This window comes from Gammaproteobacteria bacterium, from assembly GCA_009838035.1.
GTDB lineage: Bacteria > Pseudomonadota > Gammaproteobacteria > Steroidobacterales > Foliamicaceae > Foliamicus.
In genome coordinates this window covers 169217-183138 of sequence record VXSK01000023.1, presented here as the reverse complement: position 1 = coordinate 183138, position 13922 = coordinate 169217, and the positions used below count along the sequence as shown (strand labels likewise).

The 13922-nt window shown below is 56.6% G+C and carries 18 protein-coding genes; 6 read left to right on the top strand and 12 right to left on the bottom strand.

All coding sequences use genetic code 11. The annotated features are described in order from the left end of the window. Positions 1-104: 104 nt before the first annotated feature. The gene (locus F4Y72_10345) at positions 105-1076 is read right to left on the bottom strand and encodes a glycerophosphodiester phosphodiesterase (GenBank protein MXZ28685.1); all 972 of its coding nucleotides are present in this window, start codon (positions 1074-1076) and stop codon (positions 105-107) included. Further along, entirely contained in the window at positions 1073-1471 is a 399-nt protein-coding gene (locus F4Y72_10340) for a hypothetical protein (protein ID MXZ28684.1), read from the bottom strand. The genes F4Y72_10345 and F4Y72_10340 overlap by 4 nt, the downstream gene beginning before the upstream one ends. Positions 1472-1590: 119 nt before the next feature. On the opposite strand from F4Y72_10340, the gene F4Y72_10335 reads away from it, so the two are divergent. Further along, complete coding sequence (locus F4Y72_10335) at positions 1591-1890, top strand: hypothetical protein (GenBank protein ID MXZ28683.1); 300 nt, start codon at positions 1591-1593, stop codon at positions 1888-1890. Positions 1891-1930: 40 nt separating this feature from the next. Here F4Y72_10335 and F4Y72_10330 read toward each other — a convergent pair whose 3' ends face one another. The 3 genes from F4Y72_10330 to F4Y72_10320 all read right to left on the bottom strand — a co-directional run bounded on the left by F4Y72_10330 (position 1931) and on the right by F4Y72_10320 (position 3941). After that, on the bottom strand, positions 1931-2665 hold the full coding sequence (locus F4Y72_10330) for a hypothetical protein (protein MXZ28682.1): 735 nt from the start codon (positions 2663-2665) through the stop codon (positions 1931-1933). Between the two features lie 27 nt (positions 2666-2692). Beyond that, entirely contained in the window at positions 2693-3415 is a 723-nt protein-coding gene (locus F4Y72_10325; GenBank protein ID MXZ28681.1) for a hypothetical protein, read from the bottom strand. Positions 3416-3617: 202 nt separating this feature from the next. Next, positions 3618-3941 (bottom strand): putative addiction module antidote protein, encoded by a 324-nt coding sequence (locus F4Y72_10320; GenBank protein ID MXZ28680.1) that lies wholly within the window; start codon positions 3939-3941, stop codon positions 3618-3620. 220 nt (positions 3942-4161) lie between these two features. Between F4Y72_10320 and F4Y72_10315 the strand changes: the two genes are divergently transcribed. After that, positions 4162-5502, top strand: coding sequence for a Fic family protein (locus F4Y72_10315; GenBank protein ID MXZ28679.1), 1341 nt, complete (start codon positions 4162-4164; stop codon positions 5500-5502). Here the strand turns inward: F4Y72_10315 and F4Y72_10310 are convergent. The 4 genes from F4Y72_10310 to F4Y72_10295 form a co-directional block, all read right to left on the bottom strand. Further along, the gene (locus F4Y72_10310) at positions 5499-6245 is read right to left on the bottom strand and encodes a class I SAM-dependent methyltransferase (protein ID MXZ28678.1); all 747 of its coding nucleotides are present in this window, start codon (positions 6243-6245) and stop codon (positions 5499-5501) included. The genes F4Y72_10315 and F4Y72_10310 overlap by 4 nt on opposite strands. Before the next feature lie 84 nt (positions 6246-6329). Continuing rightward, positions 6330-6650 (bottom strand): DUF2384 domain-containing protein, encoded by a 321-nt coding sequence (locus F4Y72_10305; protein MXZ28677.1) that lies wholly within the window; start codon positions 6648-6650, stop codon positions 6330-6332. Between the two features lie 308 nt (positions 6651-6958). Continuing rightward, the gene (locus tag F4Y72_10300; GenBank protein MXZ28676.1) at positions 6959-7141 is read right to left on the bottom strand and encodes a putative addiction module antidote protein; all 183 of its coding nucleotides are present in this window, start codon (positions 7139-7141) and stop codon (positions 6959-6961) included. A 15-nt stretch (positions 7142-7156) separates the two neighbouring features. Beyond that, positions 7157-7354: a hypothetical protein gene (locus tag F4Y72_10295; GenBank protein ID MXZ28675.1), complete on the bottom strand. Its 198-nt coding sequence runs from the start codon at positions 7352-7354 to the stop codon at positions 7157-7159. A gap of 536 nt (positions 7355-7890) precedes the next feature. Here F4Y72_10295 and F4Y72_10290 point away from each other — a divergent pair. The 4 genes from F4Y72_10290 to F4Y72_10275 all read left to right on the top strand — a co-directional run bounded on the left by F4Y72_10290 (position 7891) and on the right by F4Y72_10275 (position 10884). Beyond that, positions 7891-8370 (top strand): cupin domain-containing protein, encoded by a 480-nt coding sequence (locus F4Y72_10290; protein ID MXZ28674.1) that lies wholly within the window; start codon positions 7891-7893, stop codon positions 8368-8370. A gap of 170 nt (positions 8371-8540) precedes the next feature. Continuing rightward, the gene (locus F4Y72_10285) at positions 8541-9335 is read left to right on the top strand and encodes a hypothetical protein (protein ID MXZ28673.1); all 795 of its coding nucleotides are present in this window, start codon (positions 8541-8543) and stop codon (positions 9333-9335) included. A 1-nt stretch (position 9336) separates the two neighbouring features. After that, complete coding sequence (locus F4Y72_10280; protein ID MXZ28672.1) at positions 9337-9981, top strand: hypothetical protein; 645 nt, start codon at positions 9337-9339, stop codon at positions 9979-9981. A gap of 60 nt (positions 9982-10041) precedes the next feature. Continuing rightward, positions 10042-10884, top strand: a complete 843-nt coding sequence (locus tag F4Y72_10275; GenBank protein MXZ28671.1) for a hypothetical protein — start codon at positions 10042-10044, stop codon at positions 10882-10884. Between the two features lie 60 nt (positions 10885-10944). Here the strand turns inward: F4Y72_10275 and F4Y72_10270 are convergent, their stop codons facing one another. Genes F4Y72_10270 through F4Y72_10260 form a run of 3 tightly spaced genes read right to left on the bottom strand, consistent with a single transcriptional unit; the run spans position 10945 to position 13733 of the window. Continuing rightward, a complete protein-coding gene (locus tag F4Y72_10270; GenBank protein MXZ28670.1) occupies positions 10945-11499 on the bottom strand; it encodes a hypothetical protein in 555 nt (184 codons plus the stop codon). Then, the gene (locus tag F4Y72_10265) at positions 11499-12512 is read right to left on the bottom strand and encodes a LysM peptidoglycan-binding domain-containing protein (GenBank protein ID MXZ28669.1); all 1014 of its coding nucleotides are present in this window, start codon (positions 12510-12512) and stop codon (positions 11499-11501) included. The genes F4Y72_10270 and F4Y72_10265 overlap by 1 nt, the downstream gene beginning before the upstream one ends. 60 nt (positions 12513-12572) lie before the next feature. Continuing rightward, positions 12573-13733 (bottom strand): DUF4268 domain-containing protein, encoded by a 1161-nt coding sequence (locus F4Y72_10260; GenBank protein MXZ28668.1) that lies wholly within the window; start codon positions 13731-13733, stop codon positions 12573-12575. Between the last annotated feature and the right edge of the window lie 189 nt (positions 13734-13922).

The window sequence follows — 13922 nt, the reverse complement described above, 5'->3', positions numbered from 1 at the left end:
ATCCGAATAAGAGGCCTATTCGAATCATGAATTCGCGAAAATCTGGGAATATTTGATCCGAATAAGAGCAAACCAGGGAACTGACGGCCGGAAAGGGACGTTTGTTAACGCGGTTCCGCCAGCCAATCCTGGAATTTGTCAATGCGGTTGGTCTGTATCGCGCCACCGTATCTACGCGGGATCATCTGGGCATACTCGGGGGTTTCCGGCAGATCGTGAAGGGACTCCGTCTGGTACGGATGCGTGAGAATCACCATCGTATCGACACTCCGCATTCGGGCCACGAATCGATGCGGCCAACCCCAGAGCACCCACGCATAGTTGGCGTACATTCCGACTGCGCTGTTTCGGCATGCGCCCGGCACGTAGCCGGTCCAGCCAACGATCATGTAATCCCGAAGGCATTTTCCGGCTGACGCTCGCGAGACTGCGCGAACGGATGGATGCGTTTTCCGGATGGCGTCCACGGCATCCGAACCGCCGAATATCAGCAGCCGGTCGACCTCCTCGGGACCGCGCGCAACAAGAAAATCGCCCAGGCGGACCGCCTCGTTCCGATCGTTGCTCTTGACGTCGATTACGAACCCTTTCCGCGGGAAGCGGTCAAGAACCTCTTCAAGTGAAGGCATTAGGCCAATACCCTTGCCCCTCAGCGGATACTCGTCGCTTGCCGTGTAGTAGCCGTAGCCGATATCCAAAGCCTTGAGCTCCGCCATGGAGTAGTCGATCAGGCGCCCTGTGGCGTCCGTCTTGCAGTCGAGGACATCATCGTGGAATACCGCGAACTGTCCATCGGCGGTCGTGCGAACGTCGAACTCCACGTAGTCGGCGCCGAGGTCGAAAGCGGCTTCGATCGAAGGAATCGTGTTTTCGATATAGCTGTGTTCGCTGTCGTGAATACGGCTGATGCACGCGGAGTAATCCTCGTGCTCGGGATGCATCTCAGGCGCCAGTCCACGATGCGCGATCAGGAGAGGCTGGTCGCCGCCCCCCGAAAACAGCGACGAGTTGTTGAGCCAGACCAACCCCAGGAAGGCAGCCAGGAAAAGCAGCGCGCGTTTCGCCAGTCTCTTCATTCGGTGCGCGAATAGATGAAGCCGAGCACGAGCGCGAACAGGCCGAACTGCACGACGAGATACGCGGTTTCCATTGCGATAAAGCCGCTCGCGTTCGGCACGTTTTGTTTCGCGACCAGGGCCAGGACGTGCGACGTCCAGAAAAACAGCCCCATGAGGCCCGCGTATTGAAAGGCCCGGGCAAAGCCGGTACGGCCCGGACGAAATAGCGGATAGATCACTGCCAGGACCAGACCCTGAATGACGATCGCCGCCAGGCCCGCGAGAACATTCGGCTCCCCGTCGAAATAGCCGAAGGCCCGATACGTCTCTTCGAAGAGCCCAATATGCCAGCCCACTGCGAGTGGGAAAACAATCGCGACATAGCCTGCCGCCGCCAGGAATATCTTTGTCATTGCTCGATCCTTACATGCTGGGCGCGCGTTTCCTCAAAGATTGTCCGGCTACAGAGCGGATCCCGCAAACGTTGCGACCATTAGAATTATGAGCGACGGGAATTCTCAGGGGACTGGTCGTGTTGATTGAGGAGCTCCGAAAGGGCGCCGAGCAGGAAAGAAAGTTCGCCGAGTACAGCTACAAGATGTACAGGGACTATCGCGTATGGATCGTGGCGATCATTCTTGCGGGCGCCTGCAATGGCCTGCTGATTTCGCTGGTTATGGATCTCTCCGTCGCCGCCAGCGTGTTGATTGCATTAGGCGTCGTGCTGATCTACGGGATCATCCTGTACGTTTGCCGGAATCGCTCGATTGCCGGCATGGTCGTGCGCGACTGGTTGTCGCACCGTCGTAACGAGCGGACAGAACGCTCATGACGGATTGGCAAGACGCCGAACCCGGCACCGTCGTGGATCGTTAGAGTCCTTCGCTTAACTCAACCAATTCGTAATAGGTCTGCATGTACCCGTCGACCTGACCCTTGAGAAACACGTAGTCACCGTCGTTTGTGGTCCATACGTTGTAGATCGGGTGTTCTTCGGGCAGGCCCCCGACCGCCACGAATTGAAAGTGATGCGCCGTAAACGAGCCTGCACCCACCGTGATGTCCTCATCCCCGTGATAGATCACCGTAGGCTGGGCTGTCGCAATGGTCGGCCCTGTCGCACCGCGATGATCGGTCGACGACAAAAAATGTTCAAACGTCTGCGGTTCACCGGGTTTGGATAAATCCACACCGGCGCAGACCCAACCGTCATTCTGAATGGCATGGCCGCCGAAGACGGGGCAAATACCCGAGTACGGCACACGTTGAGACAACCGGCCTTCCGTGGTTGTGACCGTCTCGCACTCGGCAACCCCATTGGCAAAGCGAAACCAGCCCGAGCCGCGGAATTCATCCCCGATGGTGATGCGGACAAAGGCGTCAATAGGTGAAAAGCCGCTGTCGACGGTGAGCTGGACAAAACGCAATACACTGGGCCGGTCATCGATTTCACCGTGAGACATCAACGACCGGCGGCCATCGGAATGCCGCGTCAGGGTCCACACTTCCCGGCCCCGTTCCTCACCCATGCGGTCCGGCTTTCTGGAGGTGTATAGCAGGCGCCCCTTGCGTGCCACATGGTCGCGCTGGTGGTACTCCTTGATCATGAATGAACTCCCCCGGCCGCCAGTCTTTTATCCAAGTGTCTTTTCATATTCCACCAGTTCGTAATGGGTCTGCATGTACCCGGCGACTCCACCTTTGAGGAAAGTATATTCTCCGTCTGTCGATGTATACACCTCATAGGGCGGGTGTTCTTCGGGAAGGTCGGTGTTGGTCGGCACCTGGAAGTGATGGGCATCAAACGTGCCGGCGCCGACGGTGATTTTTTCGTCACCCACATACACCAGGTCCAAACGCAGGGGGTAAAGCATCGGGCCGGTCGCGCCTCTGTGGTCGGGCGAGCACAGCAGCAACTCGTCGATGCTTTGCTGGCCGGGACCCTTGCTCAGGTCGTAGTGGGAAAAGTGCCAGCTGTCGCAGGCGATGGCATGGTTCTGAAAAGACTTCAATGGGCCGTGTTTGTGGTCCATACGCTGGGACACCCGGCCTTCCAATGCGGTGTACGTCTCACACTCCGTATAGTCGTCATGGAATTTAAACCACCCCGTGCCCATAAACTTGTCGCCGACGGTAAGCCGGACGAAACAATCCTGGGGCATCCAGTTTTCGTCCACCGTGTAAGTGGCATCGCGCATAACGGAGGGGCGGTCGTCGATTTCCGTATGAACGCCAATGGTGCGGCCACCCCAACCGTACTTGGTGATGGTGAAGAACTCCCGGCCGCGTTCCTGATCCAACCGTTCAGGTTTTTTCGAGGTATAGGCGATCACACCCCGGACGACTGTGTGATCGATTTGGGTAACCGGCAGGCCCATGCTCGCATCGTTCATGTGGGTCCCTCCTGAAACCGGTTCCGACCGGTTCCTGTCATAGTTTGTTGCCGTGCGCCATCATACGCTGGCCGGTGCGGTTGTCTAAGGACCCCATGCACGCACGACCTGTTGAGCATAAGCGGAATACGCGGCCCAAGCTGCCTGACATAGTGTTGATGTCAACCTAGGTTGCAGCGTCACTGCCCAGCTGTGGTTGGGCGGCGGACAGAACCAAACGAAGGTCCAATGCTTGCAAAACCTTGAGTACTGTGGCGAATCCCGGGTTGCCGTCCGCCGAAAGCGCCTTGTAGAGGCTCTCCCGGCCAAGTCCTGTCTTTGCCGCGATTTTCGTCATGCCGTGCGACCGGGCCACGTCGCCTAGCGCAGCTGCTATTAACTGAGGGTCGCCGTCCTCGAACGCCGCATCGAGGTAGGCGGCGATGTCCAATTCATCCTGCAAATGAACCGCCGCGTCCCAGGGGCGGGTATTGATTGGTTTAGCGGTCATCTTTTCTGACGGATGGTGGGCACTTTCGGATCGTATCCGAGAGGATACAACCAAGCAAGTTTGTTCGCCGTTGTGGTGATCGACCCGCCGGCCCGACTCCGAACTACTAATTTGACATGAATTAGTATTTAATTTACATTTGGCGACACGAACTACTAATTTGACATGAATTAGTAGCAAATTGACATTTGGCTTGCCTCCCAACCCGGACCTATTCTTAATGAAAATGCCTACCCCTCTCCCGTCCCTACGGGATATGGACTCTCCTGAGCAGGTAAGGAAAATCCTGAATCTGGTTTCCTCCGGAGTAGGAAATATTCCGAATGACCGATATGTACATTGGTCAAAACTTAAGTACATGCGGCCGCCTGAGGAGATCTCAAACGAAGATTGGTGGCTGGCAATAAAGTTCGCTAGAGCTTCGATAAGACACGAGCTTCCGCTTGTTGACAAGAATGGACGTCAATTTTCGTTCAGCGACTCAGGGTATTTGAATCGGATGCTTCACCAGATAGATCGAGATGCCAGCGGCCGCATCGAATTGCCGGCGGACGTTGTGAATCCTCAATCGCGGAATCGCTACCTGGTGAGTTCACTGATCGAAGAAGCGATTACTTCAAGTCAACTGGAGGGTGCAGCCACAACTCGGCGCGTCGCCAAGGAGATGTTGCGAACCGGGCGTAATCCCCAGACCAGGGGCGAACGGATGATTGTCAACAATTACCGCGCCATGGATTTCTTGCGGGAACTCGGTGAGGAGAATCTGTCTGTGCCCTTGCTGCTTCGGCTTCAGAGCATTCTCACCGAGGCCACAGTGGAGGATGAAGGCATTGTTGGCCGATTCAGGCGGACCGAGGATGACGTGCTTGTCGTTGACAGCCGGGACAACGAGGTGTTGCACGTCCCACCGAATGCCTCCCACCTCGAAGAACGCCTGGATAACCTTTTCCGTTTTGCCAATACTACGGACGAAACCTCGTTCATCCATCCAGTCATAAGAGCCATACTGCTTCACTTCATGATCGGTTACGAGCATCCGTTTGTTGACGGTAACGGGCGGACCGCTCGCGCTCTTTTCTACTGGGCCATGGCGCGCGCCGGGTACTGGATGACGGAGTACCTTTCAATCTCAACCATCATTCGCATAGCACCAGCACAGTATGCAAGGTCGTATGTTTTTTCGGAAACCGACGACAATGATGTCACCTACTTCATTGACTACAACCTTCGCGTAATTCTTCGCGCCATTAAGCTGCTCCATAAGTACCTGGCGCGGAAGTCAAGAGAAATTTCTGCGGTTCAGCGTCTCCTTGCCGGGTCAGCGCTTAGGACTATTCTTAATCACCGTCAGATGGCGCTGTTGATTTCCATGCGAAAACACCCCGATCAACTGTATACGATCCACAGCCACCGGACGTCGCACAACGTGACCTATCAGACCGCTCGAACCGACCTGCTTAAGCTGACTGACCTCGGCTTGCTGCAAGTTACCAAGCATGGACGCTCCTTTACCTTCCGTCCTGCGAAAAATATCGAACAGCGACTGCGTAAGCTGGGTTAGCCCTCGTAGCGCTGAAGGATGAAGAACGTGTAGCAGGCCTCGTCGGAATAGCGTCGTGCGATTTCGATTTCCTTCTGAATATTCTCAAGGGCTTTCGCGACTTCAGCGCTATCGTGCCCGGCAAGCTCGGCTACGCGTGCTTCCAGAGGGACGTAGTAAGCGTCGTGGCCTTCTATCGGCACACGGAAGCTGCTGAGCACCCGATAGCCGAGAGTTTCCGCACGGCAGCGGATCGCGGTTTCGGTTGCCATGTCCGGGTATTCGATCGCCCAAAACCGGCTCGGTTCCCCCGAAGGACTATCGGTCCACCAGACAAAGTCGCTGAATGCGACGCAGCCGGCCGGGCGAAGCCAGGGCCTCCACATCCCCAGCGCCCGCTCGATACCCATCACATAGATCGACCCTTCGGCCCAGATGAGATCTATGCTTTCCTCGGCGATCCTCATGTTCGTCATGTCCCCAAGCAGGGATTGGACGCGGTCCGCCACCCCCGCCGCGCGAGCGTCGCTCACCAGCTTTTCGACGAAGGGAGGATGGATATCCACGGCCGTAATTTGCGCATCCGGCAGGGCTTGAGCGAGAGTGAGGGTTGTGCGGCCGCGCCCCACTCCGAGGTCTAGCACCCGGCGAACGGAATCGCGGCTCGGAACCGCATCAAGTGCGCGCAGTGTCGAAGCATCGTCGCCCGGCGCGCCCTGTGACAGGGGCTCAAAGATCTCGTATAAGACGTCGTCTTGACTCACAGTGCTTAACCGCTGAAGGTTTCGGCCTGTTACGTGTGAGGGCTGCCACCCGGACCGGAGAAAAGTTGCCGGCTCGAAGGTGCTTCAGATATAAGCGTCTGCGTCAAGACGATCGAGAATCGCAATGACTTCTTCCGTTCTTTTGTTTCTTATGAGATCGATCGCGCGCTTGCCCTCCAGTTGGGGATGAGGTGCGTAAAGCCACGCGCGGACTTGTTCCTGGCGGTAGTACTCGCTAAGTCGCATGATGACGTATGCCAAGTCGGAAATAATGAGTTGCTTCGCCGGGCGAGGTGATTTGTGACCATTCACCCAGCGGGAAACGGTGGCCTTGGAGACCCCGGTAAAGTTCGCGATATCCGTTCCCCTCAGTCCGCCGGATTCCTTCATCTGGTCGAGGAACATATTGACCGGCCTCGTGTATGCAGTGTTCACCAGGCTACCCTCTGAGAAGAGTTCGTAGTCCGAACACGTTCGGGCTTTCTCGTCGCCGAACGGTACGCATCAAGAGCGCGACCGTTCTCCTGCCATCCGCCGTAGACTTTCATGACCTCACGGACGCCTGGGCGAGCAAGAGCGGCCTCAAGCAGTTCGGCATGGTTCTGCGCACGCTCGGACGCCGAGCGTCTTTCCATTTGCATCTTTGCCATCATCCTTCCTCCTGCAATTGTGGCGCCCGTGCAACGCCCTGGTGTCATCCTTAGGTTGCAGCGTCACTTCTTAGCTGCGATTTTCGTCATGCCGTGCGACCGGGCCACGTCGCCCAGCGCAGCTGCTATTAACTGAGGGTCGCCGTCCTCGAATGCCGCATCGAGGTAGGCGGCAATGTCCCGTTCATCATGCAAATGATCCGCCGCGTCCCAAGGGCGGGTTTTAATTGGTTCTCCGTCCACCATACAAGCTCAATCCGATCATGCCGCAGGCGGCAGGCCGTATTGTTCTTCTAGTTCTCGGCGAATTCTGTTTTGTGCTTCCCTGTCGTCCGGCGCAGTGGACATTACCGCGTACTCGATTCTCTGCCGCATACGATCCTGCGGCGTCATTTTCTTGGCGGCTTCTCGCAGGTTTTCCATTAGCTGCGTCGCGTCTTGATAGTCTGGTTGCGTCATCAAGTAGTCCTTCCAGTCTGGATCAAGCTCCCGATCTTTCCTGTTCAGTGTAGGACCGTTCTATTTCTTCTTGGGCGGAGGCGGGGGCGGCGCCGGCTTTTTCGCGTTCGCAGGCTTGGGAGAAACACCATCCTGAGCTGTTATAGGCGTCATGCGCAGCGGCGGAACTGCCGAAGGGCGTGGCGGTTTTGGCGGCTGTTTCATGCGGTCAGTCCTTCCAGGCATTGACAACTCCCATGAGTGGCGCCCGAGATACTGCGTGCGCGGGGGGTTGCGCCTCTGATTGGGGCAAAAAGCGACTGGGGTTATGGGCCTAAAGCCCCAAGACGAGACGCTTGGCGACTCCTCCCGGACGCGGTTCAAGAAGGTACTGTATACGTCGATCGAATTCAATACGAAAAAGGCAATGAAGCGCCGAAGCGCTCCAAAGCCTCCACGATAAATACTCATAGAGTCGCCAGACGATGTCAACAGTTAGTCTGCCATCGTGGCACTCCTATAATCGCCCATCGCCAGCCTGAAGTGGGGTCGAAATAATGAGTGACCGCCAGCAATCGAAGGCAATTGCTGCCAGTGAAATACCGCCAAGTGTCAAAGCGTCGAACTATCCGGAACCGTACGCTAGCCAGATGAACAAGCGTGAGAAAAGGCGGATCGGTGATTTCTTCGGTCTCAAGAATTTCGGCGTAAACCTTACCCGGCTTGCCCCCGGTGGTCGGTCTGCACTAATGCACGCTCACAGTAAGCAAGACGAACTGATCTATGTCCTGAAGGGCGAGCCGACGCTTGTCACCGAATCCGGAGCACGACCTCTGGCGCCCGGCATGTGCGCCGGTTTCCCGGCGGGAGGCGAGGCGCATCACCTCGTCAATCATACCGACAACGAAGTTGTTTTCCTGGAGATCGGTGACCGGACAACGGCCGACGAGGTGAACTATCCAAATGACGATCTCCAGGCCGTGATGGGCCAGGATGGACGCTGGCAATTCATGCGCAAAGACGGGAGGCCGTACTAGCAACCAAGCGCCGCCCAGAATCTGCTCGATCAGTTCTGGGGGGAAGATCATCGATTGTTTCAACGGTTACCGAAACACAAGTGAACGAGCGCACATCTTCGGATAGGCCTACCCGGACAGATTCTCTGGCCGCCGCCGCCACGACATTTCGAGTCCATGCAGGCAGATTCTTGGGCGATTCACTTAGGCTGGCGAAGAACTTTCCTTCTGCTCACAAGATCAGTGAGCAATCACATAGCGAACTCTCGTCAGCTTGGGAGGAGGATCCCACACTCTACTTTGAAACGACGACGGTGTTGCTTCTGAAAAAGGCCTGCCTGCACATTACTGCTGCGCTACGCGCCAACCAAACTAGCAACATGCATTCTTTGGCCGCTCAGATGCGGCCAGCTCTGGAATGCGCCGGACAGGTAGTTTCCACCATGAAGGATCTCTTCGATCAGAGTTCCAAAGGCAAATCGGCGGTGTTGCGACGAGCCAATGCCGACTACTACCACACTATGACGCGACTTGCGCGAGGCCAAATCGACCCCCGGGAACTCTTGGCCGACATAGCCAGAATTCAAGCGGCGAATGACGATACAGACCGCACTAAGGGACGCTTCGACGTGCGAGAAACCGTCAAGGATCTGGAGTTCGGCGGGGAGTGGTACGATCACCTCAGTCGGTGCTTTTACCACTCAGATTTGGCCGCCCTAAAGACGTATTCCTATTACGGGGGTGTTCGGTCCAATAACTCCGTAAACGACCAAATCGCGTTTGCCACTTTGCTGGATTACCTGACGAACCAGGTCTTGGTCATGATCCTCAATGCGGCGATGTGTCCTCCGGAAACTGCGGCGAAGAAGCAATGCTACGAGCGAGCCGTGGCGCTGATCGAGGAAAAGCGGAAAACCTTGGATTCCTGTCGGGATGCTCTTGTGATGAGGGTGCAGCAGACAGATGCAACACCACGGGCTAGCTGATATGGCGACGGCTCAAACTCGGCAGGAAACGGTTGAACTCCTACGGGCGCAATGCGAAAGATGCGTCGCGTTCCTAAACGATCTTACGGTGATTCACTTGGGATTGGATGCGCCAAGCCCAATCATCGAATCGGCTGATGAAGCTTGCTACTACCGATTGAGGAAAGTACTGCTACATGTTCGGGCAATTACGAGCTGGAAACTCGAAATAGAAGTTTTGCACGTCATCGCACCTGAGGTCCGTTGCGCGAACAAGCAACTCGAAAAAGTACTGGTGAGCATGTCCGAATCGTTCCGGGTGAACTATTTTGGCGACGAAGATAGTCCGTTCGCTGGGAAGTTCCGGAAGGTGGGGAAAGAACTACGTGAATTTGTCTCTGGCTTCGTTCATCCGACTCCGCAGCGGCTTCTATTGCCCACTGAGCGCGGAGGCTTCTTTGAGACGAATAGAGAACCAAGTCTTGTCTTCATGGTTTGGATGCTCGTGGATCTAGCCTCCAAGTATGCTGTCTCAGTCGCTTACCTATCGAAGGGCTCAAATACTGGAAGCGCGCAGAAATTGACAGACATATTTCTGCAGCTTTCATCCGTAGTTGCGACAGTTGGAGATCTTTCTCTCGATGAGATCTTTAGTGCAGTCGAATAGAGATCGACTTGTGCTGCCAATATAGTCCTCCGAGCGTTTCCCGGACCGAACCAAAACTTGATGAAGATCATCTCCTGGAACATGAAACAGAAGCACGATTCGTGGCGTCGCCTGCTCGAGATGGACGACATCGACCTTGCGCTGCTCCAGGAAGCCGGCAAGCCGCCGCCGGATGTCGAAAAACAAATCCAGGACGATCCTGCAATCGAGATCGATTCGGCGCCATGGCGGACCACGACCGCAGGCGGCAGCACCTCGTTCAGAACCGCGATAGCCAAGCTCTCTGACCGCATCGAAGTCGAATGGATCGAAGCGAAATCGCCAGGGACGGCTGACTCCAGGGATTTGGTCGTCAGTTGGCCCGGCACGCTTACCGCGGCGAGGGTCAAGCCGGCCTCAGGCGCCCCTGTGCTGGCTGTCTCGATGTATGCGCAGTGGCTTCGCACGCATAGTTTGGCGGCAAACAACTTCATATTTGCGGACAGTTCCGTTCACCACGTCATTTCCGACTTGTCGGTTTTCGTTACGAAGGCGGACGGGCATCGCGTTCTGGCAGCCGGCGACCTGAATATCCTGCGCGGTTACGGCGAACATGGCGACGCCTATTGGGCTGCCCGGTACAAGACTGTGTTTGATCGGATGGAGGCTATGGGTTTGCCTTGCAAAGGTCCGGAATATCCGAACGGCCGCCAGGCGGATCCGTGGCCGGACGAATTGCCACGGGACAGCCGGAACGTCCCCACATTTCATTCCAACCGCCAAAAGCCGGCGACCGCTACCCGCCAATTGGATTACGTCTTCGCCTCCAGAGGACTCGCTGACTCGCTTACCGTGCGTGCCCTCAACAGGCCGGAGGAATGGGGGCCGAGCGATCATTGCCGGATCGAGATTGAGCTCGAGTAATGGCAATCCGAGTAACTAATGCAACCTTCCGCTGCAACTCGCGAACGCTCTGCTATGCATCTACTTGTTTCCGTCCCTTGGTAGCCAATAGAGCTCGGCTTCGATCCGTCTCCGATACGCAGTATCAATCTGCCGAGGTGCCCGACGAATGTATTGTTCTGCAGCGTCTCTTGCTGTCCCGGTTAGCTCCCGAAGGTACCGTAGTACGTCTTCCACACTAGGTTGCTCATTTTCATTGCCCTTGAGCCCTGGCGGTAACGCCGTCCAGATGACCGAGTCGATATTTCTTGCACGCGTCCACTCGCTCAGCTTAGGAATCTCGGCGGGAGAATCCTGTCCCTTCGACCAATCGCCGATGTTGTCCTTCGTTGTTTCTTCCCGCCGCTTCAACTGTTTTATCGCGACTTCGAGACTATCGCTGTCCATAAGGGTCCATAGCGATCGCACGGGGCGGGCGTCAGGCGAGATGACCAGTGTGATTCGATCGTCCTTGGATTGACGCGCGAATTCGACTGGAATCAGCGGACCGTCATCGAACCAGTACCGCTGGATTGGCAGACTTCGAGGATCCCAGATTAGAGAACCCCAGCCCAGACATGCGATATTGCGCTTCATTACCACGATGCCCTCTTCGCCGACCGGGCGAACTCCACATGTCTGGCGTGAGTCTCCGCGGTCACAGGCAGGGCAGCCGTCGTTATCTTTGCCCGGATCGCCTCCATCCTCTCTCGCGTCAGGCTTCGACTCGACGAAGCGCGAACGGAGAAGTTGATGTAGCGGTGCAACTCCGCCAGGCTCATGCAGACGACGCCTCGCATGCGCCAGCCACGGAACCGCTTTGCCATATCCTCGTGCTCTTCAAACCGCACGAACTTCTCCTCCGTTTTCAGCTCGGCGTCGCCCACGAACACGGCGACGGGCCTAAGCTCCCAAGGACCAACGACGCCGAGTTTGACCAGGGCCTTCGCGTGTCCTTCGTTCTGCAGCAGTGGATTGTAGAAAGTGAATCGCTTCGACTTGATTCCCATCATGCGGGACCAGCGGCCCGCCCTGAATGTTTGCGTCCACCTTTGCTGCCCGGGGCTTGCGAATATCCATCCGCCCATGTCCTTGGTCTCGATCACGAATACCCCGGCGGGCGATATGAGGATGTGATCGATCTGTGCCGTCCCTCCTCCAGAGCGAAGCAGCACGTTATTGAGCAGCGGCCAGTCCCGGTAACGCCTCGTCAACACCTTTTGGACCCGTCGCTCGCCGGCGTTTACCTTTGGCGCGGATGTCCGCAATACCGCAATGGGTTTCGAACCGTGCCGATACGGTGCCTCTGTCGGTGACGAGACTCGGGTATCAGGCGTCGAAGTTGGGGTTCTGCGTTTGGGGCGAAACAGAAGTAGCAGCGCCACCAAGACGAGTGCTGCTCCCAGCCACCCGCTCCAAGCGCCAGCTGCGTCGTCCCATCCAGGCGCAACCACCGCCTCGTGGACGACGATTCTCTGACCCACCTGCACATAGTCCGCCTCTTCGATCCGATTCCATTCCTGCAATTGCTCGACGGTGACGCCATGCCGCGCGGCAATTTTCGAGAGCGTTTCTCCCGACTCAACGTGTACTACTATCGTTTCGCTCATTGCCCGTGAGTGATCGCTTCCCTCGGTACCGGCGACACGGATCCGCGATGCGTACGAGACTCAGCGAGAATCGCTCCCATTGCCGGGCGAAATACCGTCCTGAGACCTCAAGCGCGGGTTCAGACGCGCGAGCGGTTCCGCGAACGCGTCCTCCAGCTTGACGAAGTGCTGGCACAGCCACTCGATCATCGCGGGCCAGTTCTCGTCGTCATAGCCATCGAACGGATGTGCGTGAGAGATTCTGCTCGCCTTCTTGTCGTCCAGTCTTTGCCATTTGAGTTCGGCGCCAAAACGCTCTTCGATTTCCTGCCTATCCCGTTCAAGCCGATCAAAAATCCATTTGTTCTCACTTGCCTCGGCACGCGCGAGGTAAAGTTCAACGCGCGCCTCGCTCTTCAAGAAAATCAGGCTGAATCCACAGCTTGACACGCCGGTGGCGCTACTCAGCCAGTGATCCTTCGAAGGGCTGATGTTGGCGTACCGCGCAATGTTGCGGGACCGCAGCTCCTCCAGCGTCCTTGTCCAGAAGGCCCGGCGCATCTCCTGGCGGCGCTTTTGGGTGCCCTGTACAGATTTTTCCTCTGATTCCTTCGCAGCCATTCCGATCATGTAATCCGCCGCCTCGGGCGTCGGGATGATCTGTTGCAGGTCGATCAGAATCTCCTCACCGAAGCTATACGGCAACACCCGGAAACACTGCGCCTGAACCCCGTGTCCGATCAGCCACAGTACGGTCGCCGTGACTTCCTTTCGAAAGTTCGCCGCGACCAATATCAACCGTTGCTCGTTGCCCGCGTTGAGCACCGTGTCGTCTAGATCTTCAATGTCGAGGAATTCGCACAGGTTTGCCACTGCGTTCTGGCCGTCTAACCACCGGTCGAGGTACTTCTGATAGATTTCGACGATCTCCGCCTTCTTAAGGCTGGAGCAGTAGGCCACGTACTTGAGTGCCTGCCATACAACATCGCGGCCGGAATCGTCGAGCTTGTTCTCGACGACCACCAGCCGTCCTCCCTTGTCAAGCGCCAGCAAATCGAGCCGCTCGCGGGTGTCCGCGAAGCCGTCGAACTCCTTCTGAATGACCAGAAGTTCCTCGCCAAGCGCCTCCGGCGTTTGCACCAGCCACTCCTGAAGATGGGGCCGCTCTTGCAGGTTCAGATCGATAAAACGCCGTTTCTCAAGCCGGACGAGGCGATTCTCCGACAGGTTCACCTTAAACATAGGGGCTCATATACTACTGCTGCTCTTTGTCGGCAGTCTCATTGATTCTTGTGGCAAAAGCCACAACGTTACTTGACTTCGGCTAACCCAACGAAGATTGTTCGGCGACAAACTGGATCCCGCAGACCATGATGCAGACGAACCCGAAATTCATGGCGGATAGAGCTGAGTTGGACAAAGAGGAGCAAG

Excerpts from the sequence above, each read along its gene's own strand:
- F4Y72_10345 (MXZ28685.1), bottom strand. The coding sequence starts at position 1,076 with ATGAAGAGACTGGCGAAACGCGCGCTGCTTTTCCTGGCTGCCTTCCTG.
- F4Y72_10340 (MXZ28684.1), bottom strand. The coding sequence starts at position 1,471 with ATGACAAAGATATTCCTGGCGGCGGCAGGCTATGTCGCGATTGTTTTC.
- F4Y72_10330 (MXZ28682.1), bottom strand. The coding sequence starts at position 2,665 with ATGATCAAGGAGTACCACCAGCGCGACCATGTGGCACGCAAGGGGCGC.
- F4Y72_10320 (MXZ28680.1), bottom strand. The coding sequence starts at position 3,941 with ATGACCGCTAAACCAATCAATACCCGCCCCTGGGACGCGGCGGTTCAT.
- F4Y72_10315 (MXZ28679.1), top strand. The coding sequence starts at position 4,162 with ATGAAAATGCCTACCCCTCTCCCGTCCCTACGGGATATGGACTCTCCT.
- F4Y72_10305 (MXZ28677.1), bottom strand. The coding sequence starts at position 6,650 with ATGTTCCTCGACCAGATGAAGGAATCCGGCGGACTGAGGGGAACGGAT.
- F4Y72_10300 (MXZ28676.1), bottom strand. The coding sequence starts at position 7,141 with ATGGTGGACGGAGAACCAATTAAAACCCGCCCTTGGGACGCGGCGGAT.
- F4Y72_10295 (MXZ28675.1), bottom strand. The coding sequence starts at position 7,354 with ATGACGCAACCAGACTATCAAGACGCGACGCAGCTAATGGAAAACCTG.
- F4Y72_10290 (MXZ28674.1), top strand. The coding sequence starts at position 7,891 with ATGAGTGACCGCCAGCAATCGAAGGCAATTGCTGCCAGTGAAATACCG.
- F4Y72_10280 (MXZ28672.1), top strand. The coding sequence starts at position 9,337 with ATGGCGACGGCTCAAACTCGGCAGGAAACGGTTGAACTCCTACGGGCG.
- F4Y72_10275 (MXZ28671.1), top strand. The coding sequence starts at position 10,042 with ATGAAGATCATCTCCTGGAACATGAAACAGAAGCACGATTCGTGGCGT.
- F4Y72_10270 (MXZ28670.1), bottom strand. The coding sequence starts at position 11,499 with ATGAAGCGCAATATCGCATGTCTGGGCTGGGGTTCTCTAATCTGGGAT.
- F4Y72_10265 (MXZ28669.1), bottom strand. The coding sequence starts at position 12,512 with ATGAGCGAAACGATAGTAGTACACGTTGAGTCGGGAGAAACGCTCTCG.
- F4Y72_10260 (MXZ28668.1), bottom strand. The coding sequence starts at position 13,733 with ATGTTTAAGGTGAACCTGTCGGAGAATCGCCTCGTCCGGCTTGAGAAA.